The sequence below is a fragment of the Pedobacter psychrodurus genome (assembly GCF_032678585.1).
Classification (GTDB): domain Bacteria; phylum Bacteroidota; class Bacteroidia; order Sphingobacteriales; family Sphingobacteriaceae; genus Pedobacter; species Pedobacter psychrodurus_A.
The window spans coordinates 162138-185229 of the sequence record NZ_JAVTSN010000006.1; the positions used below are offsets into that span (position 1 = coordinate 162138).

Below are 23092 nucleotides of genomic sequence, written 5' to 3' on the forward strand. Positions count from 1 at the left end.
CCAATGACAGATGAACAATTGAACTAATGAACCAAACAACCAACCATATCCTCATGATCCGCCCTGTTGATTTTAAATTCAACGCGCAAACGGCCGGGAATAACAAATTTCAAATCGCATCAACCGAAACCAATGTACAAACAGAAGCTTTAAAAGAGTTTGATGCTTTTGTTGATCTTTTGCGAAAAAACGATGTTGATGTTACGGTAGTTGATGATACTTTACAACCGGAAACACCGGATTCTATTTTTCCGAATAACTGGGTTTCCTTTCACGAAGATGGCTCTGTTTACCTCTACCCCATGTTTTCAGAAAACCGCAGATTAGAGCGCCGGAAAGATATACTGGATGGCTTAAAAGAAAACTTCGAAGTAAACCACATCAGCGATTTAAGCTTTTACGAGCAGCAACATGCGTTTTTAGAAGGCACCGGAAGTATGGTATTAGATCGTATCAATAAAATTGCCTATGCCTGTCTGAGTGTGCGTACTGATGAAGAAGTGCTCAACAACTTTTGCATGCTTACGGGCTATGAACCAGTGGCTTTCCAGGCCGTGGATGGATCGAATTTCCCCATTTACCATACCAATGTGATGATGTGCATCGGCGACCGTGTTGCGGTAATCTGTCTGGATTCGATTAAAAATCCTGAAGAAAAGCTAAATGTAACCATCAGTTTAAAAGGCGCTGGCAAAGAAATCATCGAAATCAGCCTCGAGCAAATGAATAAATTTGCAGGCAATATGTTACAGGTTACCAATGCAGAAGGTGAAAGTTTATTGGTGATGTCGGAGCAGGCTTATTTATCATTAAGTGCTGAGCAGATTGCTGCGCTTGAACAATATTGCAGAATTATTTATGCACCATTGTATACCATCGAAAAAAATGGTGGTGGCAGTGCAAGGTGTATGCTGGCTGAGGTGCATTTGCCTGTTAAGTCTTAATTTTTTGTTGCTGGTTCACCAGCCGTTTAAACACATAAAGGTTGGTGAGCCACCAACCATGGAATTATATTTATCCATGCCATGGTTCGTGTCTCCACGAACCATTTTTATTTTCATTAAGATTGTCGAGTCTTTTTGACTGAAATGATCGAAGAACGTAAGAATATCTTAATTTTATTTTTCAATGGAATCAGATTTAACAGGAAAAGAACTGCGGCTAGCAACATTCATGAGTGAGATTTCAGAATATTGTTATTCTGCAGGTTGGACGCTGAATTTAGAATATGCCCTATGGCATGCGGTAATAAATGGTGAAAGGAAATATGGACAATCCTACATCACCGAAGATGATATCTCGACATTGATTAAATTGTCTACAGATGCAGATGCCTGGATTATATATGATGACGATAAAGAGGAAACGGCTTTGAACTTAAAGGAATGGGCTGAAAAGTTTGAAAAGGATGTGGCGCAAAACGAAAGAATTATAAAAGGTTAATCGCTTTATTGGTTGGCGAGCCACCAACCTTAGAATTATATTTACCCATGCCATGGTTCGTGTCTCCACGAATCATTTTTATTTTTTTTGCCACGGAAACACAGACAACACGGAAATCCCTTCGCCTGGATACAATCGCTATTAAACCCTCAATAGCACCACTACCCTAGTTACATAAACCTGATCGGAACGAACACGAGTGCAACGAGTAAAGTGGAGAGCAGGACCAATCCAAACCGATAAAAACAGGAACCTGCTTTCCGAGTCATTGGTAAATGCTTATTTCCCACCCTGGCTCACTTCGCCACCAATGTTATTACCTTGGTCCAAATGCCGATCTGCGTGATCCCGATTAGTTTTATTACTTTCGCCAAAAATCCAGTATCAATATGTCTCTAGCACAAGAATTACAAACCCGTTCGGGCAATAAATGTGAATTATGTACAGCCGAAACCAACTTATCGGTATACGAAGTACCACCAACAAGTAATGCCAATAGCGATAACAGCATTTTAGTTTGTAAAACCTGCTTAAACCAGATCGAAAAAACCGAACAGCTTGAACCAAGCCATTGGAAAATATTAACAGAAACCATGTGGTCGGAATTTGCTCCGGTACAAGTTATGGCCTGGAGAATGTTGAGCAGGTTAAGAAATGAAGGCTGGGCGGCAGATAGTCTGGATATTTTATACCTGGAAGATGAAACTTTGGAATGGGCTAAAAAAACCGGCGACCATGAACAAGATGGAACGGTAGAATTTCATCAGGACAGCAATGGTACGCGTTTATTTGAAGGCGATACTGTAGTTTTGGTTAAAACACTGGATGTTAAAGGCTCCACCATAAGCGCAAAACTGGGTACTGTGGTTAAAAACATTAGACTGGTACACGATAATACAGAACTGATTGAAGGTAAAGTAGAAGGACAAACCATTGTAATTTTAACAAAATACCTCCGCAAAGGATAATACTTTATTTGATGAGGTAAACGGTTCATTAGGCCGCTCGCTATCAAACCCCAAATAGCTGTACTGACCTTGCCAGATAAACCTGATCGGAACGAACACGAGTGCAACGAGTAAAGTGGAGAGCAGGACAAACCCAAACCTATCACAACAGAAACCTGCTTTCCAAACCCCTAAATTCAATACTCATTACCTATTGTTTTACAGACAGTTAACAAAACACCCGACCTTATTTATTCCAAAAAACAATTTGCACTTAAATTTTGTAGTTAGGCTAAGCGTTTCCCTACAGTAAAAATATTTTTATTAAAGATTAATTCTCGATTTAAAATTACATTTTTGCAAAAATTATTTAAAAGTAAATGCAGAGTTACTCAGAATTTCTTGATCTAAGTGTTGGTTTCCCGCAAGAGGGCTTCGATGTTATAGATGATGAATTATATTTTCAGGATTTAAACCTGATGGAAATGATCGAAACTTACGGTACTCCCCTACGTTTCACCTATTTACCAATGGTAAGTAAGAAGATTCAACAAGCGAAGATTCTTTTCCAGACCGCTATTTTAAAGAACAACTATCGTGGCGATTATAAATATTGCTACTGTACAAAAAGCTCGCATTTTAAGCATATTGTAGAAGAAGCTTTAAAAAACAACATCCACTTAGAAACTTCTTCGGCTTTTGATATGCCGATGGTTGATGCTTTGGAGAAAAAAGGGGTATTGACGAAAGATACCACCATTATCTGCAACGGCTTTAAAACCTACCAATACAAGCAATATATTATTGATATGTTGCATGATGGTTACACCAATATTATCCCGGTTTTAGATAACAAAGAGGAGTTTAACCTTTTTGATGATGAGGTGGATATTGACACTCCTTGTAACTTAGGCATCCGTATCGCGGCTGAAGAGCAACCAGATTCGCAGTTTTATACTTCGCGTTTGGGTGTGCGTATGGAAGATATTATCGATTTCTACAACAATAAAATCGTGCACAACCCTAATTTCAGGGTTAAATTATTGCACTTTTTCATTAACTCGGGTATTACCGATTCGCCATATTACTGGAACGAGTTAGAGAAATACGTAACGCTGTACTGCAAGTTTAAAAAGATCAATCCTGATTTAGATACGCTGGATATTGGTGGCGGTATGCCATTTAAAGATTCGTTGGTATTCGATTTTGATTACGAATATATGGTAAACGAAATTGTGAAAAGGATTAAAGAAATCTGCGCTATCCACGATGTAATGGAACCAGATATTATTACCGAATTTGGTAAATATACCGTGGCTGAAGCTTCTGGTATTTTATATAAAGTATTGGGCCGTAAACAACAGAACGACCGTGAACGTTGGTTGATGTTGGATGGCTCTTTCATTACCAATTTACCAGATGTTTGGGCATTAAACCAAAAATACATCTTATTGCCGGTAAACAACTGGGATGCAGAATACGAGCGTGTTAACCTAGGTGGTATTACCTGCGATGGACAGGATTATTACAACCAGGAGGCGCACATGAACAGTGTATTTATGCCAAAAACGCGTAAAGTACAATACTTAGGTTTCTTCCATACAGGAGCTTACCAGGAGGTATTGAGCGGTTATGGCGGTATTCACCATTGTTTATTGCCAAGTCCGAAACATGTATTGATCCGCAGAAACCGTGATGAAAGTTTCAACTTCGAGGTTTTCGGCGAAGAACAGAACAGTAAACAAGTGTTGAAGATACTGGGGTACTAATTCAATTTTCAGTTGGGAATTTGCAGTTCTCAGTTTATATTTAAAACATACAGATGCCTCAGTTTTTTAAACTGGGGTATTTTTTTTTATATTTGAGTATGGCACAAGAACAGATTAAATTATTTGATCGCATTACTTCTACAGATGGTTTGATGGGCGGAAGACCTACAATACGTGGATTAAGATTTCCAGTTTCTGATATACTAGAACTATTGGCAAGCGGAATGAGTGAAGAACAAATCCTAGAGGAGCATCCCATCCTCGAAAAGGAAGATATCAGGGCTGTTCTCTTATATAGCGCACAAAAAGTAAATGAGGACTTAATGTATGAATAATTGGGAAATTTGGCTCGATGAAAATTTTCATAAAAATAATTCTAATTAGCTTAATGTCCTGCTTGGCATTTATATTATTAATGTATTCAAGTGACTTTTTTACTTCAATTATTCCTGGTTGGCACACTATAATTTTCCCTCCAAATTTAAAACAATTAATAGTTCTTTGTTTAAATATAATTCTGCCTCTATTTTACCTTATTAGATTTCGTAGGCTTATAAAAATCTGGTTATTTTTTGCCTACATTTTTTCTATTAATCTTTTTTATTACATAGGCTATCTGCTGAAAAAATACTTTGAAAATAGATTGAGTGTAAATATCACAGCTTACAACGGCCTAATTAACGAATTTCTCTATTTGATATCACTAACTCTACTATCCCATATTATCTTTACATTATATCTTTTAAAGAAATTAAAAAAGACGAATTATTAGTCGGACATTTCAATATATTTGATTTGAAATAAAAAAGACTAACATGCAATTCGGTAAAGTAGACGACCCTTCAATTATAGATTATACCCTTCCTGCTGATGCGCCTGAAACAGCAGCAGTTTTGGCAGCAAATAAACCTAAACAATCTTTTCAGGCTTTTGTGGGTTGTGCCAAATGGAACAAAGCCGATTTAAAGGGCTTTTATCCAAAAGGAACAAAGGATGAGTTGACTTATTATTCTACTCAGTTTAATTCCATTGAGTTAAATGCTACCTTCTATGGTATGCCTACCCGCGAACAGGTAACTACCTGGACACAAAAAACACCTGCAGACTTTAAGTTTTTCCCAAAACTGACCAATACCATCAGTCACTTTAAAAGGTTGATCAACGTTAAAGAACCTGTAGAACAATACTGCGATGCCATCAGCAATTTTGAAGATAAATTGGGCATGGCCTTTCTTCAGCTACACGATAACTTTAAACCCAAAGATTTCGAAAGGTTAAAAATCGTGATCAATGAATTTCCAAAAGTAATTCCATTGGGCGTTGAAGTGAGAAATAATGAATGGTTTTCAAATCCTGCCATTGCAAACGAATTTGCACAATTGTTTCAGGATAATGGTGTAGCCAATATTATTGTAGATACCGCGGGCAGAAGAGATATGTTACACATGCGTTTAACCTCCCCTACGGCCTTTGTACGTTTTGTAGGCGCAAATGATGATGAAATTGATAAAAAACGTTTAGATGATTGGATTAAGCGCATTATAGACTGGAAAGAACAGGGTTTGCAAAATCTATATTTCTTTGTACATCAAAATGTAGAGCTTTCCTCTCCATTATTTTCAGCTTATTTCACCGAGAAACTGAACAAAGCGGTAGGAACTGATTTAAAAATTCCGGTAATGGCGAATCAGACACTGCCAAGCTTATTTTAACTGATAAAAACCTCGCAGGTTTTTGAAACCTAGATTACTGTTGGTCGAGATTTGCAATCTCGTCTGAATAAAGGCTTTGTAATGCACTTAAGAAAGGTCGGGATTACAAATCCCGACCAACGATATTTCTCTTATAAACCGTTTCGGTAGCTTTTGCCTCTTCCCCTTCCGGCGAAACATTATAGGCAGTTAATATCATTTCATCTTCACTTATTATTTCAAGAGTTGTTCTCCAGCCCCAGAGCTGTTCGCCATATTCCGGACTACCATATTCTCCAAAAACCGAAAAACCAGTTGCCGTGGCTTCACCACTCGAAAGCATAATTTGTGTACCCATATGAAAACTATCGATCCAACTGGTGGAAAATCTTTGGTAAGGGATATCGAAACCAACAATCATTTTACCTTCAAAAGCTTTACCGTCTAAACTTCCCTGATAATCAAGAGAAATAAACCGATTGTCCAAAACAGCTGTGATTTTAGCTTCTGATGGAGATTCATCTGCCAACACATCTTTTTCGAACCAGGTTTTAGTTGTTCCTTTCCAATCACCAGTTAATTTTTGAAGTTGCCTATGAGCACCATCTGCCAAAGATTGCTCGAATTTACTTTTTGCCATAACCAAAGCTATAGAATATAATTGTGATGTTAAATCATTTATCTACAGTATTTTGAACAGAAAACTGTAAATTGTTAACTGAAAACTATCTACATATGTTAAAGGCGTTAGATCTCCATCAGGTTATGGTTATCGATATCGAAACCGTACCTCAATATCCATCTTATCATGATGTGCCGCCCCATTTCCAGGAACTTTGGGAACAGAAAACGCATTATCAGCGAAATTCAGACCAAAGTCCTGAAGAATTCTACGAAAAAGCCGGTATCATGGCCGAATTCGGCAAGATTATTTGTATCAGTCTGGGGATTTTTAATGTACAGGATCAATCATATTCCCTGCGCATCAAATCCATTTATGGTCATGATGAAAAAGAGATGCTCCAGCAATTCGCCGACTTATTAAGTAAACAAGCGCCTACTTTGACGTTCTGTGCACACAACGGTAAAGAATTCGATTTCCCATATATCTGCCGCAGATTATTGGTCAATGGCATAGAAATCCCAATCCAACTACAACTTTCGGGCAAAAAACCCTGGGAAATAAACCACATCGATACCATGGAACTGTGGAAATTCGGCGACTACAAACACTTCACTTCTTTAAATCTGCTGGCAGCTATTTTAGATATCCCTACACCAAAAGATGATATAAATGGGGCGCAAGTAAGACAGGTTTATTATGAAGAAAAAAACCTCGGCCGGATTGTGACTTATTGCCAGAAAGATGTAATTACTACTGCCCAGGTACTATTAAAATTTAAAGGTATGGATGTAATTTCAGCAGAAAACATTACCATTGTATCTTAAATGATGGTCGAAGTAAAACTGGAAATCCCAAAATATGATAAAGAGGTAGGCTTGCAATCTGGCTGGGTAGATGGGTTCATTCTTAAAACAGACCTTATTGAAAATCAAATCCAAATTCAGGCGAATAAAGCTGGGCTCATTTCTCTTGCAAAACAGTTTCTTTCCTTAGCACAAGACGAAACTCCAATTGGTTGCCACTATCATTTAGACGATTACGATAGTTTGGAGGCAGGTTCAATTGAGCTTATTATTTCAAAAATTTGATGTTAAACGTAGAAAACCTAAATGTCGATTTCTATAACCAGGACGAAAAAACCTGGTTTAAAGCTGTTAAACAGATTAGTTTTAATGTAAAAAAAGGAACTGTTTTAGGTATTGTTGGCGAATCCGGCTCCGGAAAGTCGGTTACATCCTTCTCCATTATGCGCTTGCACGATGAAAAGGCTGCAAAAATTACGGGTGACATTGATTTCGAAGAGATTAGCCTGCTTAACCTCAGTTCGAATGAAATCCGCCAGATCAGGGGAAACCAGATCTCCATGATTTTCCAGGAACCCATGACTTCTTTAAACCCTGTTTTTACTTGTGGCGAGCAAGTGGCCGAGGCCATTATACTCCACCAAAAAGTAGATAAGGCAGAAGCTAAAAAACATACCATCGCCCTTTTTAACGAAGTGCAGTTACCGCGACCAGAAAAAATATTCGATAGCTATCCGCACCAGATATCGGGCGGACAAAAACAACGGGTAATGATTGCAATGGCGCTTAGCTGCAATCCGAAGTTATTAATTGCCGATGAACCCACAACTGCATTAGACGTAACCGTTCAGAAAACAATTCTTCAGTTACTTTTAAAACTAAAAACTGAGCGAAACATGGCGATGATCTTTATTTCGCACGATTTGGGTGTGGTAAATGAAATTGCCGACGAAGTTTCTGTAATGTACAAAGGAGAAATCGTAGAACAAGGTCCTGCGAAATCGATTTTTGAAAATCCGCAACACCCTTATACCAAAGGTTTGTTGGCCTGTAGGCCCTCACCTCACTTACAGTTAAAGAAATTACCCGTAGTGGCCGATTTCCTTACTGGCAAAATCGATGATGCCTCAGCGCATCTAGAAGCCTCAAATCAGTTAACAGCTGCCGAAATTACCTCTAGAAGGGAAAAACTTTATGTACAAAAACCTTTGCTTCAAATTAAGAATCTGTGTACCTGGTATCCCATCCATAATGGTTTATTCGGCAAAACAACTGATTATGTAAAAGCTGTAGATCAATTGAATTTTGAAGTATTCCCTGGAGAGACCCTGGGTTTGGTTGGCGAATCGGGCTGTGGCAAAACGACTTTGGGCCGTACCATTTTAAGATTGATCCAGCCAACATCTGGTGAGATTATTTTTAATGGTGAAGATATTACACATATCAACAAAGCAGCATTACGCAAATTAAGAAAAGATATACAAATCATTTTTCAGGATCCTTATGCTTCATTAAATCCTAAGCTAAGTATTGGTCAATCGATTATTGAGCCCCTACAGGTCCATAAATTACACCGTAACGACGCCGAACGCAAACAAAAAGTATTGGAATTGCTAAATAAAGTAGGATTAAAAGCAGAACATTATAACCGTTACCCTCATGAATTTAGTGGCGGACAAAGACAGCGCGTAGTAATCGCCAGAGCTTTGGCCCTGGAACCTAAATTTATCATCTGTGATGAATCGGTATCTGCTCTGGATGTTTCCGTTCAGGCACAGGTTTTAAACCTTATTAAAGATCTCCAACTCGAATTCGGACTCACTTATATCTTCATTTCTCACGATTTAGCCGTGGTAAAACACATTTCAGACCGCATATTGGTCATGAATAAAGGAAAAATTGAGGAAGAAGGTTTTCCTGAACAGATCTTTTATGTCCCAAAAGCCGAATATACCAGAAATTTGATCGCGGCCATTCCGGGGAGTTAGTCCGTAGTCCGTAGAAAGGAAATCAGAGTAAAGGTTTAATCTGGAGTATTAATTATTTTGTTAATAGTTCATGGTCAATAGTCAGATAGCCAATTTGATATCGGCAATTTGCTTTCTTAATGAACCAATGACCATTGAACTAACGAACTACCTTATTACTAATGAACCACTGAACTAAAAACCATCATCTATTTTACATATTTCCCCTATATTTTCCATCCTGAGCATCTTTTCTGTATCTTCGGTAAATTCAGTTTAGCATATGGCAAAGAAAAAATCGGCAAATATAAAATTGGTTCTGAATCAATTGGTTAGTGATGTTTTTGAAAAAAACAGCAATCAGCTGCTTAATTACAAGCAGGTTTCGGCCAAATTAAATTTGAACGATCAGGAATCTAGAGAAACCATTCTGGAGATCTTAAAAGAAGGGAAAAATGCGGGAATTTTCTTAGAACCTGAAAAAGGTAAATTTAAACTTAAGGAGCTCCAAAACTTTATTATCGGCACCGTTGATATGACCGCCGATGGTTCAGCGTATATTATTCCGGAAGATGAATTTGAGAAAGATATTTTTGTAGCGCCTCGAAAACTTAAAAACGCTTTACATGGCGATACCGTAAAAGCTTATGTTTTCGCAAAGAAAAGCGGTCGCAAAAACGATGGAGAAGTTGTTGAAATTATTAAAAGGGCAAAATCAGATTTTACAGGTGTAATCAAGATTTCTGATCGTTTTGCATTTGTAATTGCAGATGATAAAAAAATGATGCACGATATTTTTGTGCCTCTTGCTGATACTCATGATGCTAAAAATGGTCAGCGCGTACTGGTAACGCTATCTGATTGGCCAGAAAGTGCTAAAAACCCGATCGGCATTGTTAAACATGTACTGGGTAACCAGGGTGAAAACAATACCGAAATGAATGCTATTTTGGCACAATATGGTTTTCCTTTAGAATTCCCTCCGCAGGTAGAACGCGAAGCCAATGCCATCCCTGAAGAGATCCCTGCAGCAGAAATTGCAAACAGGAAAGATTTTAGAAAGGTTTTAACTTTTACCATAGATCCGGCAGATGCGAAAGATTTTGATGATGCCATCTCCTATCAAAAACTCCCTAACGGAAACCACGAAATTGGGGTACATATTGCCGATGTTTCGCATTATGTAATCCAGGGAACCGACTTAGATAAAGAAGCTTACAGTCGTGCTACTTCAGTTTATCTGGTAGACCGTGTGATACCAATGTTGCCTGAGCGTTTAAGTAATGGTGTTTGTTCGTTACGTCCACATGAAGATAAACTGTGTTTTGCAGCAGTCTTCGAACTGGATGAGCAGGCCAATATCCAATCAGAATGGTATGGCAGAACAGTGATCCACTCCGATAGAAGGTTCAGCTACGAAGAAGCACAGGAAGTAATCGAGAACAAAGCAGGCGATTATGCTCAGGAAATATTAAAACTGAATGAACTGGCTTACATCCTGCGCGACCGTAAATTTAAAAACGGGGCCATTAGTTTCGAAAGCACAGAAGTTAAATTCAAACTCGACGAATCAGGCAAACCCATTGGTGTATATGTGAAGGAGCGTAAAGATGCCCACAAACTGATAGAAGACTACATGCTTTTGGCCAACCGTAAAGTGGCTGAATTTGTTGCCAAGAAGACTAAGGGAAAAGATAAACTGACCTTCGTTTACCGCGTGCACGATTCGCCAAACATGGAAACCTTAAATACCTTTGCAACTTTTGCTTCCCGTTTCGGTTATAAAATCAACACGAAATCGGATAAGGAAATCGCCAAATCGCTAAACCATTTAATGGCTGATGTAGAAGGCAAAAAAGAACAGAATATTTTAACTTCTCTGGCCATCAGATCAATGGCAAAAGCGATTTATTCGACAAAAAAAACCAGTCACTATGGCCTGGCTTTCGAATATTACACACACTTCACTTCGCCTATCCGCCGTTATCCGGATGTGATGGCCCACAGGCTTTTACAAACTTATTTGGATGGCGGCAAATCGGCCGATGCGGAGTTTTATGAAGTAGCTTGCGTTCATTCTTCGGCAATGGAGAAAAGAGCTGCCGATGCTGAACGTGCATCCATCAAATACAAACAGGCCGAATACCTCGAAAACAATATCGGTACCGAATATAAAGGCATTATTTCGGGCGTTACCGAGTGGGGCATGTATGTAGAAATCGAAGAAAATAAATGCGAAGGTATGATCCGTTTAAGAGACATATCAGACGATTTTTATGTGCTCGACGAGAAAAACTACTGCATTGTGGGTCAACGCAAGAAGAAAAAATACCAATTGGGAGATGAAGTGATGATCAGGGTAAAAAAAGTAGACCTTTCTAAACGTCAAATCGATTTCACTCTAATTCCAGATTAAAAATATAGACTTTGTGCCCTAAACACAGGTTTACGCTATAATTAAAATGCATACTACAGAGCAATTACAACAAATTTTAGATACTGCAATACAAAATTTAAAGTTCCCGGATCACCCTAAACAGCTATACGATCCGATTACTTATATTATCAATCTTGGTGGAAAACGCGTAAGACCATTATTGGTTTTAATGGCTACCGAACTCTTCGGAGAAGATGCAAATAAATCGATCCACGCGGCGATGGCCATCGAGGTTTTCCATAACTTTACGCTTGTTCATGATGACATTATGGACAATGCCCCACTCCGCAGAGGGAAAGCCACCGTTCACGAAAAATGGAGCACCAATACTGCCATTTTAAGCGGTGATGTAATGATGGTGGAGGCAAATAAAAACCTCGCTAAGGTGAACCCAGCTTTTCTTGGCCCAGTATTAAATACGTTTAACGCTACAGCACAGGGTGTTTGCGAAGGTCAGCAGTTGGATATGGAATTTGAAGGCCGTGATGATGTGAGCATCGAAGAATACATCAACATGATCAGGTTAAAAACAGCTGTGCTTTTAGGTGGTGCATTAAAACTCGGTGCCATTATAGCCGGCGCTTCTGAAAAAGATGCAGATCTAATTTATCAGTTTGGCGAAAATATTGGTATCGCTTTCCAGTTACAGGACGATATTTTAGATGTATATGCCGACCCTGAAAAATTTGGAAAACAGGTTGGTGGTGATATTATTGCCAATAAAAAAACCTTCCTGCTGTTAAAAGCCTTTGAACTTGCCGATGGCGAAACCAGGGCATCATTAGATATGTGGACTGGATACAAAGAATTTAATGCTCAGGAAAAGGTCGATACCGTGCGCCAGGTTTACGATACTTTAGATATTCAGGACATTGCCAAAGAAAGCATGAACAACTATCTTAACAAAGCTTTAGCCTTATTTGCCCAAATTAATGTGAGCGATGAAAAAAAATCAAATCTTTTAACACTTACTGAGCAGCTAATGGCCAGGGAATATTAATTAAAAAGAGTTGTCAACTTTTATAGCCAACGGGCCAGAAAGTTGACAACCCTGTATTCTTATTCGTTGACAGTCTGAGCCTCCAGAAGAATCGGGATACATTGTTTAAGGCCCTTTTATAATTATCATTCTGTTATAAAATAGATTTCTCGACTTCGCTCGAAATGACGTATTTATATATTTAAGTTTAGGCCCTTACTAATTTATATTTTATCCAAAAATCAGAAGATTTAGATGCCGATTCACCGCCTTCTTGTGGGCGTTGACCACCTCCGCCTCCACCCATTCGTCCTCCACCACCCATACCGCCACGGCCACCACCGCCCATTCCACCGCCTCCCATTCCACCTCTACCGCCTGATCTGCCTTTACCACCGCTTGCACCTTCAGGTCTTCCTTCTCTTTTGAAACCAGATTTATTTGGTTCATTAATTTTTATATTGTACACCAACGGCTTTTTAAGGTCTAAACCTACCTGTAACTGCGCTAAAGGAATGCTCAGTTCGTAAATCAGGTCTCTGTTGGGATGGATGCTCATTCCCGTTTCAATCCCGTCCTGATTGATAGCTGGCAATTCGCCATCGGAAATATTTTTAAAACCCGAAACGCGGATGCCTTTATTCATAGCGGTAGGATCATGTAACTCAGCATTTCCGTCTGGCGACAAAGGAGCGTGCTCATGATGTTCTTCTCCTTCTTTGGGCATAGGTGGTCGTTCCATTAATGGAAAAGTTAACTTCATACCGTCTTTCTTTTTACCCTCAGTATTAATATTTAATGTAATACCACCTCTTAACACGCTAAAAGTTGTCTGAGGATCTAATGACTCAATAATAATATACAAGTTTTTATCATCATTGGCCAGCGCAAAAGCCAGTTTGGTAGCATCGTTGTACTGATTAAGCGGTTCGTTCCATTCGCTCGATATGCCATTGGCTTTGAATGATTTCACCATGCGGATATTTTCTTCTACATCCTGTGCTTTAGCAGATAATCCGCAAAGAATGATAGAAAAAACAGATAAACTGAGTGTTTTAAAATTCATCGTAAAATAATTAAATAATGATATGCGAATGTATCGCGATGAATTGTTAATTTTTGTTATTTAACACGGTTTAACATTAGTTGAGTTTGGAGTAGGGCGTTTTGGGTTTGGAGTCGGTCCCCTTGATAAGTTACCCTGGAACCGAGTCGAAGGACAATTAACCACCTCTGCGTTTGGAGCTAGGCGCTTGGTGGCTTTAATAAATTTAAACAATTAACCGATTAACTGGTTGGGAGTTTTAGGTTTGGAGTCAATTAATCAAAATCCTCCCCGGTATGTCACCCTGAGCGGAGTCGAAGGGCAACCATAGTTTGGAGTTGGGCGTTTGGCGTCAATTAACCGATTAACCAATTTAAACAGTTAACCCACTTACAAATGACCGATGAACTAATGACAAATGAACCAATGAACCATATAAAAACAAAAAAAGTCCTGACTTTCATCAGGACTTTTTTATTATGAGTTCGGTACTAATTATTCTGCAGGTGCGGCTTCTTCAGTAGTTTCGTCTTTTTTAGCTGCTTTTTTAGCAGGTGCTTTTTTAGCAACTGGTGCTGCTTCAACAACTTCTTCAGCTACAACTTCTTTCTTTGCAACCGCTTTTTTAGCAACTGGTGCTTTAGCTACTGCTGCTTCGATTTCTGCTTCTGTAATAGGAAGGATAGACACATAAGATTTGTTATCTTGTTTCTTTCTGAAAATTACAGTACCATCAACTAAAGCGAATAAAGTGTGGTCTCTACCAATTCCAACACCTTTATCAGGGTGGTGTTTTGTTCCACGTTGACGTACTAAAATGTTTCCAGCGATAGCCAATTGCCCACCGAAAATTTTAATACCTAAACGCTTACTATGCGATTCACGTCCGTTTTTCGAACTACCGGCTCCTTTTTTGTGTGCCATGATTTTATATTTTGTAACTCGCTAAAAAGCGAATTATTGGGTTAACAATTAATTATAGAGTGATGTCAGAGATCTGAATCTTAGTGAAAAACTGGCGGTGACCATTTTTCTTTTTGTAACCTTTTCTACGTTTTTTGTGGAAAATAATTACTTTATCACCTTTTAAATGAGATACGATCTTAGCTGAAACTTTAGCACCTTTAACTGCAGGAGCACCTACAGTAATTGCACCACCGTTGTCAACCAACAATACATTATCAAATTCAATACTAGCGCCTTCATCTCCTTGCAATCTGTGTACAAAAAGGTGCTGGTCTTTAGCAACTTTAAATTGCTGCCCTGCTATATTTACTATTGCGTACATTGTTTAAATATTAGTTTTATAATTTTTATTTAACGAGGTGCAAATATAGAACAATTTCAATTAACACACAAACACATATCGAAAATATTTTTCAATAAATCCTACTTGATCTGGATTTGGAGGATTTTAGTATTTTAAGATCGGTTTGGGCAGTATTTTAATTGCTTTTTCCGAAAAAGAGTTTGGTAATTATTGGGGCTAAACCGCTATGTTGTTCACAAAGTTTAGCTTTTCCAACCATGTCCCACATGCCTTGTGCAACAGCCATCGTTTTTAAACCCGATTGCAGTGGAAGCCTCCGCTTTTTCTGCGGAGCTTATAACGGAAAGCGGGACCAAAGGCCTCCAAGTAACACCAGCCCTTCATTTTCAGATAGAAAAATATTGCCTTTCTGCTCTTCCAACTCAGCAGCAAATCCTTCGACACCGATCCGGGTAACATAGCGAAGGGATGATTAATCGACGCTAAATACTCAAGTCAAGATCGTTTTACTGGTAATTTCGCTTCTGACCTCGGACTCCCGACTCCGGACTACTCTACTTACCGCTTCTCTTTTCAGCCAGATTTAAAGTTTCTTCAATGATCTTTCTCATTTGTACAGCAGCATCTAACAATTTAGGATTACCGTCGAAATCGCCGTACACGACCACATGCTTGGTTTTCTCCTTATATTTGAACAGCATATCGTAACGTGGTACGGCCAGGGATTTTGCGCTTTTTTTTCCGATGGTATCCGGAAAATTCCAAAGTCCGATTTCGTTTGCTTTAGTGTGCATATATAAGATATCATCGCTCTTTAAGAATATTTTCTTGTGAACAACAGAATCTACATTACTGATATATTGGTAATCGCCGGTGGCAGAATTATAATGATTTTCTAAGGTATCTTTCACCCCCCATTTGTATTCCATTGAAACAAAATCCTTCTTTCTGAATGGTGCGTTCTGGATAATCGGTTTATAATACACGTAACAATAAATGATCATTGGAACGATGATACTAAGGGCTAAGAATATTTTTTTTCCTCTACTTGACACTTGATGTTGAATTATTGAATGACTGAATGTTTTAATTATTGAATGAGAGAATTGTTGAATGATAGAATTAGTGAATGATTGAATGTTAAATAAGACTCCAGACTAAGGACTCTAGACTGTTGACTCTTTTAATTCTCCTTCCCACTTACTTACTACTGCAGTTGCGATACTGTTTCCTACCACATTGGTTGCAGAACGGCCCATATCCAACAATGGATCAATACCGATCAATAAAGCCAATCCTGCTTCGGGGATATTAAAACTTGCGATGGTTCCGGCAATTACCACTAACGATGCCCTTGGCACACCTGCAATTCCTTTACTGGTTAACATCAGGATTAAAAGCATCGAAATCTGTTGTTCGAAACCCAAATGAATACCATAAGCCTGTGCAATAAATAAGGAAGCAAAGGTCATGTACATCATCGAACCGTCTAAGTTAAATGAATAACCCAGAGGCAATACGAAACTTACGATTTTATCTTTACAGCCAAAACGCTCTAACAGCATCATTGTTTTTGGATACGCGGCCTCGCTACTTGCTGTACTGAAGGCCAGCAGAGCAGGTTCTTTCATATCATTAACCAAACGAAAAATACGTTTTTTCAACACTAAAAACCCTAAAAAGATCAATACACACCATAAAATCCCCAATCCGAGATAGAACTCACCGATAAATATGGCATAGGTATTCAGTACATTAAGACCTTGTTTAGCTACAATAGCAGTCATGGCTCCAAAAACAGCTAATGGGGCAAAATTCATCACATAACCTGTCATTTTTAAAATCACATGTGCAATGGCGTCAAATGCTTTGATCACAATCTGGCCTAAATCGCCAATAGCAGCTGTTGCTACGCCAAAGAATAAAGAGAATACCACAATCTGTAAAATCTCGTTGGTAGCCATCGATTCGGCAATACTTTTAGGAAATACGTGTGCAATAAAATCTTTCACGCTCATCGATGCTTTCTGGATCCCGGTATTTACCAGTTGATCAGGCAATGATAATTTCATGTGTCTTCCAGGCTCGAATAAGTTTACCAGAATCATCCCCAGTACCAACGACATTAACGACATGGCCAGGAACCAGCCCAGTGTTTTGCCGCCAATCCTACCTACCGCTTTAATATCGCCTACTTTAGCTACACCAACCACCAGCGTGGTAAACACCAAAGGGGCAACAATCATTTTAATCAGGCGAAGAAAAATATCGCTTAGTAGCGTAAAATATTCCAGTTTTTTCTCTCTGATGTCTTCGTTTTCTTTTTTGATTTTGGCGTTGGCTTTTCGGTCTGCTTTAAGCTGTGTATAACCTATACTGGTGGTATCGGTAGATTTGGCAATACTTACCTCTATACTTTTAACTTTCGCATCGGCGGTGAGTATATTCTGGTTGTAAACATCGATTGAATTGACATTTAAAATATAGCCTAATGCAATACCTGCAATCAGCGCTAAGAAAATGAAAAGCGTGAGTTTGTTTTTCTTCATGAATAAAAAAAGTTTGTGCTACTCTTAATTTGGTAAAACTACGATATTTACGGCGTGTAACAAATTTTGACCACAGGTGGCATTAAAAAATATATTATTTTTGATTTCTGCTGTAACAAAAAACGTTCATCAACATCTAAAACGCAACTATAAACCCCTAAATGGAACAAAAAGACAAGTTATTTAAAGAGATCTTCGATTCAAATTCCAAAAAGATATTCCATTTATGTTATGGTTATACTGGCGACACCGACGCTGCAAACGATCTTTTACAGGAAACTTTTTTAAAGGTTTGGCAAAACCTGGATAAGTTCAGGAACAAATCGCTGATTTCTACATGGATTTATAGGATCGCAGTAAACACCTGTTTAACTTATCTCCGATCGGAAAAGCGACAGGCCAAAGACGAATTGACAGATAACATTATAGAAAATAAAATAGAGGAATTTTCAGAAAAAAATGAACAGGTTGCCCTACTTTATACCTGTATATCCAAGCTTGAAGAAAATGACCGTTTGATTATTACCATGGTATTAGATGAATTACCATACCAAGAAATTGCCGATATCTCTGGGATAAGCGAAGGCAATTTAAGGGTAAAAATTCACCGAATTAAACAAAAGTTAACAGAATTATATAGCCAGTATGCAAGCGTTTGATCAAATACAGGAGTTGTGGCAAAACCATGAGGTAGAAGTTAAGGTTTCTGCCGATGAAATGCTGCAACAAGCGAAGAAAGAAGTAAATGGATTAAAGCTAAAATCTGCTTTAAACATTTTAGGGATGTTGGTATCCTTTATTGCCATCGCCGCGTTATGGATATTTTTTCACTTCGAATCGTGGACAACCCATGTGGGAATCAGCATTACCATTATTGCCATTGGTGTATATACCTTAATTCTCTACCGCGATTACAGGTTAATTTCGAAGACTGATTTCACGGCCCACCCACATGAATATTTAAACAACTTAAAAACCTATCAGTTAAACCGCTTTAAACTGTACAATTCTCTTTATTGGTTTTACATGATCGCCCTCTCATTGGGTCTTATATTTTATTTTGTAGAAATTTTGGCACATTTTAGCACCATTCAAAAAGTACTGGCCGTCGGCTTAACTGCATTATGGATGTTATTCTGTTCAACCATTTTAAGAAAGGCCGTAATGAGTAGGGAAAAAGAAAGGATCGCTTTATTGATAGAGAAATTTGAGCGCATCAGCGGCCAGATTTCTACCCCTTAATAATTTTAGGCACGGTTTTTTCATTGTAAAATTCAACACATGAAGAGACTGATTATACCTTTATTATTTTTGCTTGCACTGCCTTGCTCTTTTGCTTTTAAACAAGACCTTAATCAACCGATACAACTGGATTGGGAAACGCATTTTAAAGGCAAGCCGGATATGCGCTCGCCATTTTTTGCCTTAACAGCAATGACCTGGAAATATAGTTACGAAAGTACCGTTTACCGTAACCGGGTGGTCATCAAACTTAAAAATGAAGTCATTATTGATAAAACCAGCTCGTGGGTAAAGTTTGATAAAATTAAAGACCCCGAAATCAGGGCTAGCCTTTTACACCACGAACAGGGCCATGCCGATATCCAGTATGTTTTGCTTTTGGAGGCCGAAAGAGTATTAAAAAACAGAAATTATTCGGTAAGCAATTATAAAGCGCAAATTTCTGAACTGGCCAATCAAATCAGTACTTATTTTGACACCATGCAGCGCAACTACGATGATGAAACCGAACATGGTAGCAATCATAAAATGCAGGCTCGTTGGGATGATATTATCCAGGAAAAGATTGAAGAGTCGAGAGCTGCATCGGCCGAATTACAAAAATAACTTTGGAATAAAAATAATCAACCCAACTGCTACCGCCAAAAATGCGGCCACCAATACCGCAGCGGCTGCCAGATCTTTTACCACCTTAATCTTAGGATGAAAATCCGGAGAAACCACATCAGCGAGTTTTTCTATGGCGGAATTTAAGATTTCGGCAACAAAAACAGCCGAAATAACCGATAAAATAGCAATCCACTCTAAACCGGATATTTTTAAATAAAAAGACATACCAATAGCAACAATTGCCGCAAACAGATGAAGCCTCCCATTATGATCGTGAATAAAAAATAGCTTTAAACCATTAAATGCGTATTTAAAGCTCTTGATCCGATCGATAATTGAAAATTTTTCGTTGTTCATTGTTTGTTAAAATTCGTCATCCTGTCTCGAATATTCGGGATCAGGATCTCTGATATAAATAGATACTGAAACAAGTTCAGCATGACGATCCTCAAAGGTATAACTCCTCGCCTAACGCCACACACTCAACGCCTTTTCACTTTAGCCTTTAGTCTTTGGTCTCTCAGCTTTATCTCCCTCCGCCTTCACTTCGCTTTTCGAAAAACTGTTTCCGCTTAATTTATATTGCAGGGTTTTGTTAATCGTTTTAGTGCTATCGGCTGGATCTTTTATAGGAAAAGAGCGAAAAAGATCACCATTTTTAATAAAAAAATTGTCGTTACCTGAATAACCTTTTTTCTGGTTTGAGTTTAATGAAGGGAAACTGATTTTGTTAAAATCGCCACCAGCATATTCGAAAACGTTTAGGTCTGAAAATGTCTTTTTGCTCAACAATTGGATGTACAATTCAGGATTTCCATCATTATCTAAATCCATGTTCCATGCATCGATTATAATGCCTTTACGGTCTACCGCAGCAGATCTGTAATTATTACGGACAGAATCAGACATTAAAATCTGATAGCCGCCAATAGAGTCTACCCCTTTTCCCCAGCTTACAATTTCAAAATTTAGTCCTGGTTTTATTTCAATATCCTTGTAAAAACGAAAGGGATTCTTTTGAACTTTTGTGGTTTCTGTCTTAACTTCTTGTTTTTTTTCTTCTGTGCATGCAAAACAAAACAGCATCCCTGTTATTAACAAGAGATGCTGTTTTGTGTATTTCTGTAGTTTCATTCTATTTAGGGCGTTTTGGTTGCCCCAAATTAAGTATTTTAGCCTATCAAAGCAACAATTTTATTTCTTTGCTTCTGCTTTAACTTCGGGTGCACCGTTGTTTAAAACAGTTTCAGTAGTTACACTCCTTCTGCCGCTTGGTGTAATAACTATGGTTTTCAATACCCTTTTTTCTCCCTGTGGAACTGTTATTTTAATCGGCGCAGTGTATAAAAACGCATTTTCTGATGGACGTGCCAAATCGATCGTATAATAAATTTTCCCTCCAGTAACCGGTACTTTTAAGTCGATGGTAAAATCGCCTCCTGTTAAAGGTTTATCACTTTGTCCGATCGGTGTAGGCACCCAATAATTGATATCCATTTTGTCTAAACGCGCCAAATGAACTGGTAAACGCTGCTCAGAAAAGTTTTTCAAATCTTTACGTTCAACCGGCGACCATGCAATTTCGGCTAAGGCCAGTAAACGCGGGAAAGCATGGTTTTCTGCTTTAGCAGTTGTTTTAATATATTCCGTCCACATATTGGCCTGAACGCCTTTGATATATTTTCTTTCATCTGCAGTTAATACCTTCGGAATCGGATCGTAGGCATAAATCTTTTGATAAGGTGCAAAGCCGCCAATAGTTACGGGTTCGTCAGGAGAATTAGATTGTTTATGGTCGATATATAAACCCATGGATCCTGGGGTCATAATTACATCGTGTTTTTGCTGTGCTGCCGCAATCCCACCATCTTCGCCTCTCCAGCTCATTACGGTTGCATTTGGCGCTAAACCGCCTTCCAAAATCTCGTCCCAACCAATAATCGAGCGTCCTTTTCCATTCACATGTTTTTCAATCGTTTGGATAAAATAGCTTTGTAGTTCGTGCTCATCTTTCAAACCTTTTTCTTTCATCAGGTTCTGGCAGAAAGTAGATTCTTTCCAATAGGTTTTAGGTGCTTCATCGCCACCAATATGGATATATTTTGAAGGAAAAATAGCAATCACCTCATCCAGTACATTTTCTAAAAAAGTAAAAGTATTTTCTGAAGGCACAAAAATATCATCAAAAACACCCCAGGTTTGTTGTACCTGTTTTCCTTTTCTGCTACCGGCCCATGGCGTTTTATCGCTTACAAAAGTATCACGATCAGGGAAACAGCTTAATTCAGGATAAGCAGCGATAGCAGCAGAAGCATGACCTGGCAATTCAATTTCCGGAATTACAGTAATGTATTTTGAAGCGGCATATCGTACAATTTCTTTAGCTTCTTCCTGGGTGTAATATCCTTTAACTGGTGTAAGATAATTGCCATTTCCCGGGTAATTGCCAATAATACTGCCGTTGCGCGACGAACCAATTTCTACCAGTTTTGGATATTTTTTAATCTCTATTCTCCAGCCCTGATCATCTGTTAAGTGCCAGTGGAAAGTATTGATCTTATAATAAGCCAATTGATCGATATATTTTTTGATAAAAGAAATCGGGAAGAAGTGACGACATACGTCCAACATCGTTCCACGATAAGCAAAACGTGGATAATCGTTAATATTAACTGCAGGAACGGTAATTTTATCGGCAACTTTATCTGGCAGCATCTGCATAAGCGATTGTACTGCATAAAAAAGCCCTGCTCCTTTTCCTGTCAAAACAATCTGATTTGGGCTAACTTTAATCGTGTAACCTTCGGCAGGCAACTGATCTGCTCCAACAGATGTTAAAATAACTGCTTTTTGATTAGGTTGTGTAATTTTGGTTTCCCTTAAGGCAAAACCCGCCTTGGTAACGATAAAAGCGTTTAATAAATCAGTCATCTTTGCGCCGTCGATGCTCTGGTTTACTAAAACTGCTGTTTTATCTAAAATAAAGTTTCCGTTTGCCCTGGTAATGGCAACAGGTGCAGGTATAATGCTCATGTTGGGGTCGCTCTGCGCAAATGCACTCGTACTGATTAATACTCCAATAAAAATCGATAATGCTTTGTTCATGTTGTGTTTAGGTTTTTATAGATTTATTTGATTATTTGAACCAAGATAGAGATTATGGGCAGATTCCTAACCTCACATTCTTGTTACAATCTAAATCAACCGTTTGACTGGACTATATAATGCAGATAAATTAGCTGATTCTTTTCACATAATTTTTTAAGGTTATTTAATCACAGATAAAAGGGATAATCACAGATGAGGATATTCGAAAATCAGGTACAGCAGTATTTCGGTTACTGTATCCCCGCCATCTGTTATAGTCCCGATGAAAAATCGGGAGCTGCCACTATTGTCGGGTTTAGGTGGTACGGCCAGTGGAACAATTCGGGGCTGCAAAGTGCATAGGTACCATAGTTTAGGCACCACGCTATTCAACCCTTAATAGTAGTAGAAACCTAAATATTTAAACCTGATTGAAATGGCATTTTTTGTCACCCTGAGCGTAGTCGAAGGGCAAAAAGTATAATGAAAAGCAGGACGATCAATAAAAAGAACCACTGTAACTGCTTTCTAAAAAAAACAGAAGTTTTAAAATACGATCTACATTAATAGATCTCTCGACTACGTTGCACTTTGGTCGAGACGATCGGTGTGATCGGGATGACAAAATG

General features: G+C 38.4%; 24 protein-coding genes. 15 read left to right on the top strand and 9 right to left on the bottom strand.

Going from position 1 to position 23092, the window contains the following annotated elements; translation table 11 throughout:
• Nucleotides 1-26 precede the first annotated feature (26 nt).
• From ctlX to R2S57_RS06090, 6 genes are all read left to right on the top strand, one after another.
• Nucleotides 27-944 carry a citrulline utilization hydrolase CtlX gene (gene ctlX, locus R2S57_RS06065; RefSeq protein ID WP_316844173.1) on the top strand — a complete coding sequence of 306 codons (918 nt, stop codon included), beginning with the start codon at nt 27-29 and terminating at the stop codon, nt 942-944.
• Nucleotides 945-1128: 184 nt separating this feature from the next.
• Nucleotides 1129-1443 carry a hypothetical protein gene (locus tag R2S57_RS06070; protein WP_316844174.1) on the top strand — a complete coding sequence of 105 codons (315 nt, stop codon included), beginning with the start codon at nt 1129-1131 and terminating at the stop codon, nt 1441-1443.
• Nucleotides 1444-1832: 389 nt separating this feature from the next.
• A complete protein-coding gene (locus R2S57_RS06075; RefSeq protein WP_316844175.1) occupies nt 1833-2411 on the top strand; it encodes an alkylphosphonate utilization protein in 579 nt (192 codons plus the stop codon).
• 359 nt (nt 2412-2770) lie between these two features.
• Nucleotides 2771-4159 carry an arginine decarboxylase gene (locus tag R2S57_RS06080; protein WP_316844176.1) on the top strand — a complete coding sequence of 463 codons (1389 nt, stop codon included), beginning with the start codon at nt 2771-2773 and terminating at the stop codon, nt 4157-4159.
• A 53-nt stretch (nt 4160-4212) separates the two neighbouring features.
• Nucleotides 4213-4494, top strand: coding sequence for a DUF433 domain-containing protein (locus R2S57_RS06085; RefSeq protein ID WP_316844177.1), 282 nt, complete (start codon nt 4213-4215; stop codon nt 4492-4494).
• 480 nt (nt 4495-4974) lie between these two features.
• Entirely contained in the window at nt 4975-5871 is an 897-nt protein-coding gene (locus R2S57_RS06090; protein WP_316844178.1) for a DUF72 domain-containing protein, read from the top strand.
• Nucleotides 5872-5974: 103 nt separating this feature from the next.
• On the opposite strand, the gene R2S57_RS06095 is transcribed toward R2S57_RS06090, so the two are convergent.
• The gene (locus tag R2S57_RS06095) at nt 5975-6490 is read right to left on the bottom strand and encodes a DUF1579 domain-containing protein (RefSeq protein WP_316844179.1); all 516 of its coding nucleotides are present in this window, start codon (nt 6488-6490) and stop codon (nt 5975-5977) included.
• A 95-nt stretch (nt 6491-6585) separates the two neighbouring features.
• Here R2S57_RS06095 and R2S57_RS06100 point away from each other — a divergent pair, with 95 nt between their 5' ends.
• The 5 genes from R2S57_RS06100 to R2S57_RS06120 all read left to right on the top strand — a co-directional run bounded on the left by R2S57_RS06100 (nt 6586) and on the right by R2S57_RS06120 (nt 12682).
• Nucleotides 6586-7299, top strand: a complete 714-nt coding sequence (locus R2S57_RS06100; protein WP_316844180.1) for a 3'-5' exonuclease — start codon at nt 6586-6588, stop codon at nt 7297-7299.
• The gene (locus R2S57_RS06105; protein ID WP_316844181.1) at nt 7300-7563 is read left to right on the top strand and encodes a hypothetical protein; all 264 of its coding nucleotides are present in this window, start codon (nt 7300-7302) and stop codon (nt 7561-7563) included. It begins immediately after the preceding gene.
• The gene (locus R2S57_RS06110; RefSeq protein ID WP_316844182.1) at nt 7563-9266 is read left to right on the top strand and encodes an ABC transporter ATP-binding protein; all 1704 of its coding nucleotides are present in this window, start codon (nt 7563-7565) and stop codon (nt 9264-9266) included. The genes R2S57_RS06105 and R2S57_RS06110 overlap by 1 nt, the downstream gene beginning before the upstream one ends.
• Before the next feature lie 262 nt (nt 9267-9528).
• Entirely contained in the window at nt 9529-11661 is a 2133-nt protein-coding gene (gene rnr / locus R2S57_RS06115; protein ID WP_316844183.1) for a ribonuclease R, read from the top strand.
• A gap of 46 nt (nt 11662-11707) precedes the next feature.
• Nucleotides 11708-12682: a polyprenyl synthetase family protein gene (locus R2S57_RS06120; RefSeq protein ID WP_316844184.1), complete on the top strand. Its 975-nt coding sequence runs from the start codon at nt 11708-11710 to the stop codon at nt 12680-12682.
• A gap of 187 nt (nt 12683-12869) precedes the next feature.
• On the opposite strand, the gene R2S57_RS06125 is transcribed toward R2S57_RS06120, so the two are convergent.
• The 5 genes from R2S57_RS06125 to R2S57_RS06145 form a co-directional block, all read right to left on the bottom strand.
• Nucleotides 12870-13727: a hypothetical protein gene (locus R2S57_RS06125; protein ID WP_316844185.1), complete on the bottom strand. Its 858-nt coding sequence runs from the start codon at nt 13725-13727 to the stop codon at nt 12870-12872.
• A 474-nt stretch (nt 13728-14201) separates the two neighbouring features.
• Nucleotides 14202-14630, bottom strand: coding sequence for a 50S ribosomal protein L27 (rpmA, locus tag R2S57_RS06130; RefSeq protein ID WP_131032291.1), 429 nt, complete (start codon nt 14628-14630; stop codon nt 14202-14204).
• Nucleotides 14631-14682: 52 nt separating this feature from the next.
• Nucleotides 14683-14994, bottom strand: coding sequence for a 50S ribosomal protein L21 (gene rplU / locus R2S57_RS06135; RefSeq protein ID WP_025146774.1), 312 nt, complete (start codon nt 14992-14994; stop codon nt 14683-14685).
• A 536-nt stretch (nt 14995-15530) separates the two neighbouring features.
• Complete coding sequence (locus R2S57_RS06140; protein ID WP_316844186.1) at nt 15531-15980, bottom strand: hypothetical protein; 450 nt, start codon at nt 15978-15980, stop codon at nt 15531-15533.
• Nucleotides 15981-16142: 162 nt separating this feature from the next.
• Nucleotides 16143-17525, bottom strand: a complete 1383-nt coding sequence (locus R2S57_RS06145; protein WP_316844187.1) for a dicarboxylate/amino acid:cation symporter — start codon at nt 17523-17525, stop codon at nt 16143-16145.
• A 161-nt stretch (nt 17526-17686) separates the two neighbouring features.
• Here R2S57_RS06145 and R2S57_RS06150 point away from each other — a divergent pair, with 161 nt between their 5' ends.
• From R2S57_RS06150 to R2S57_RS06160, 3 genes are read left to right on the top strand one after another with little or no spacing between them, the layout of a single operon-like run.
• Nucleotides 17687-18184, top strand: coding sequence for an RNA polymerase sigma factor (locus R2S57_RS06150; protein WP_316844188.1), 498 nt, complete (start codon nt 17687-17689; stop codon nt 18182-18184).
• Nucleotides 18171-18767, top strand: a complete 597-nt coding sequence (locus R2S57_RS06155; protein WP_316844189.1) for a hypothetical protein — start codon at nt 18171-18173, stop codon at nt 18765-18767. The genes R2S57_RS06150 and R2S57_RS06155 overlap by 14 nt, the downstream gene beginning before the upstream one ends.
• 39 nt (nt 18768-18806) lie before the next feature.
• Entirely contained in the window at nt 18807-19373 is a 567-nt protein-coding gene (locus R2S57_RS06160) for a DUF922 domain-containing protein (RefSeq protein ID WP_316844190.1), read from the top strand.
• On the opposite strand, the gene R2S57_RS06165 is transcribed toward R2S57_RS06160, so the two are convergent.
• The 3 genes from R2S57_RS06165 to R2S57_RS06175 form a co-directional block, all read right to left on the bottom strand.
• Nucleotides 19362-19733: a diacylglycerol kinase family protein gene (locus tag R2S57_RS06165; protein ID WP_316844191.1), complete on the bottom strand. Its 372-nt coding sequence runs from the start codon at nt 19731-19733 to the stop codon at nt 19362-19364. The genes R2S57_RS06160 and R2S57_RS06165 overlap by 12 nt on opposite strands.
• Nucleotides 19734-19874: 141 nt before the next feature.
• A complete protein-coding gene (locus tag R2S57_RS06170) occupies nt 19875-20510 on the bottom strand; it encodes a hypothetical protein (RefSeq protein WP_316844192.1) in 636 nt (211 codons plus the stop codon).
• 60 nt (nt 20511-20570) lie between these two features.
• The gene (locus R2S57_RS06175) at nt 20571-22481 is read right to left on the bottom strand and encodes a beta-N-acetylhexosaminidase (RefSeq protein ID WP_316844193.1); all 1911 of its coding nucleotides are present in this window, start codon (nt 22479-22481) and stop codon (nt 20571-20573) included.
• 195 nt (nt 22482-22676) lie between these two features.
• Between R2S57_RS06175 and R2S57_RS06180 the strand changes: the two genes are divergently transcribed.
• A complete protein-coding gene (locus tag R2S57_RS06180; RefSeq protein ID WP_316844194.1) occupies nt 22677-22826 on the top strand; it encodes a hypothetical protein in 150 nt (49 codons plus the stop codon).
• The last annotated feature ends 266 nt before the right edge of the window (nt 22827-23092 follow it).

Excerpts from the sequence above, each read along its gene's own strand:
- R2S57_RS06150 (WP_316844188.1), top strand. The coding sequence starts at position 17,687 with ATGGAACAAAAAGACAAGTTATTTAAAGAGATCTTCGATTCAAATTCC.
- rpmA (WP_131032291.1), bottom strand. The coding sequence starts at position 14,630 with ATGGCACACAAAAAAGGAGCCGGTAGTTCGAAAAACGGACGTGAATCG.
- R2S57_RS06075 (WP_316844175.1), top strand. The coding sequence starts at position 1,833 with ATGTCTCTAGCACAAGAATTACAAACCCGTTCGGGCAATAAATGTGAA.
- R2S57_RS06080 (WP_316844176.1), top strand. The coding sequence starts at position 2,771 with ATGCAGAGTTACTCAGAATTTCTTGATCTAAGTGTTGGTTTCCCGCAA.
- R2S57_RS06175 (WP_316844193.1), bottom strand. The coding sequence starts at position 22,481 with ATGAACAAAGCATTATCGATTTTTATTGGAGTATTAATCAGTACGAGT.
- R2S57_RS06145 (WP_316844187.1), bottom strand. The coding sequence starts at position 17,525 with ATGAAGAAAAACAAACTCACGCTTTTCATTTTCTTAGCGCTGATTGCA.
- rplU (WP_025146774.1), bottom strand. The coding sequence starts at position 14,994 with ATGTACGCAATAGTAAATATAGCAGGGCAGCAATTTAAAGTTGCTAAA.
- R2S57_RS06180 (WP_316844194.1), top strand. The coding sequence starts at position 22,677 with ATGAGGATATTCGAAAATCAGGTACAGCAGTATTTCGGTTACTGTATC.
- R2S57_RS06155 (WP_316844189.1), top strand. The coding sequence starts at position 18,171 with ATGCAAGCGTTTGATCAAATACAGGAGTTGTGGCAAAACCATGAGGTA.
- R2S57_RS06160 (WP_316844190.1), top strand. The coding sequence starts at position 18,807 with ATGAAGAGACTGATTATACCTTTATTATTTTTGCTTGCACTGCCTTGC.
- R2S57_RS06110 (WP_316844182.1), top strand. The coding sequence starts at position 7,563 with ATGTTAAACGTAGAAAACCTAAATGTCGATTTCTATAACCAGGACGAA.
- R2S57_RS06070 (WP_316844174.1), top strand. The coding sequence starts at position 1,129 with ATGGAATCAGATTTAACAGGAAAAGAACTGCGGCTAGCAACATTCATG.
- R2S57_RS06090 (WP_316844178.1), top strand. The coding sequence starts at position 4,975 with ATGCAATTCGGTAAAGTAGACGACCCTTCAATTATAGATTATACCCTT.
- R2S57_RS06100 (WP_316844180.1), top strand. The coding sequence starts at position 6,586 with ATGTTAAAGGCGTTAGATCTCCATCAGGTTATGGTTATCGATATCGAA.
- R2S57_RS06095 (WP_316844179.1), bottom strand. The coding sequence starts at position 6,490 with ATGGCAAAAAGTAAATTCGAGCAATCTTTGGCAGATGGTGCTCATAGG.
- R2S57_RS06085 (WP_316844177.1), top strand. The coding sequence starts at position 4,213 with ATGCCTCAGTTTTTTAAACTGGGGTATTTTTTTTTATATTTGAGTATG.
- R2S57_RS06140 (WP_316844186.1), bottom strand. The coding sequence starts at position 15,980 with ATGATCATTTATTGTTACGTGTATTATAAACCGATTATCCAGAACGCA.
- R2S57_RS06170 (WP_316844192.1), bottom strand. The coding sequence starts at position 20,510 with ATGAAACTACAGAAATACACAAAACAGCATCTCTTGTTAATAACAGGG.
- R2S57_RS06165 (WP_316844191.1), bottom strand. The coding sequence starts at position 19,733 with ATGAACAACGAAAAATTTTCAATTATCGATCGGATCAAGAGCTTTAAA.
- R2S57_RS06125 (WP_316844185.1), bottom strand. The coding sequence starts at position 13,727 with ATGAATTTTAAAACACTCAGTTTATCTGTTTTTTCTATCATTCTTTGC.
- ctlX (WP_316844173.1), top strand. The coding sequence starts at position 27 with ATGAACCAAACAACCAACCATATCCTCATGATCCGCCCTGTTGATTTT.
- R2S57_RS06105 (WP_316844181.1), top strand. The coding sequence starts at position 7,300 with ATGATGGTCGAAGTAAAACTGGAAATCCCAAAATATGATAAAGAGGTA.
- rnr (WP_316844183.1), top strand. The coding sequence starts at position 9,529 with ATGGCAAAGAAAAAATCGGCAAATATAAAATTGGTTCTGAATCAATTG.
- R2S57_RS06120 (WP_316844184.1), top strand. The coding sequence starts at position 11,708 with ATGCATACTACAGAGCAATTACAACAAATTTTAGATACTGCAATACAA.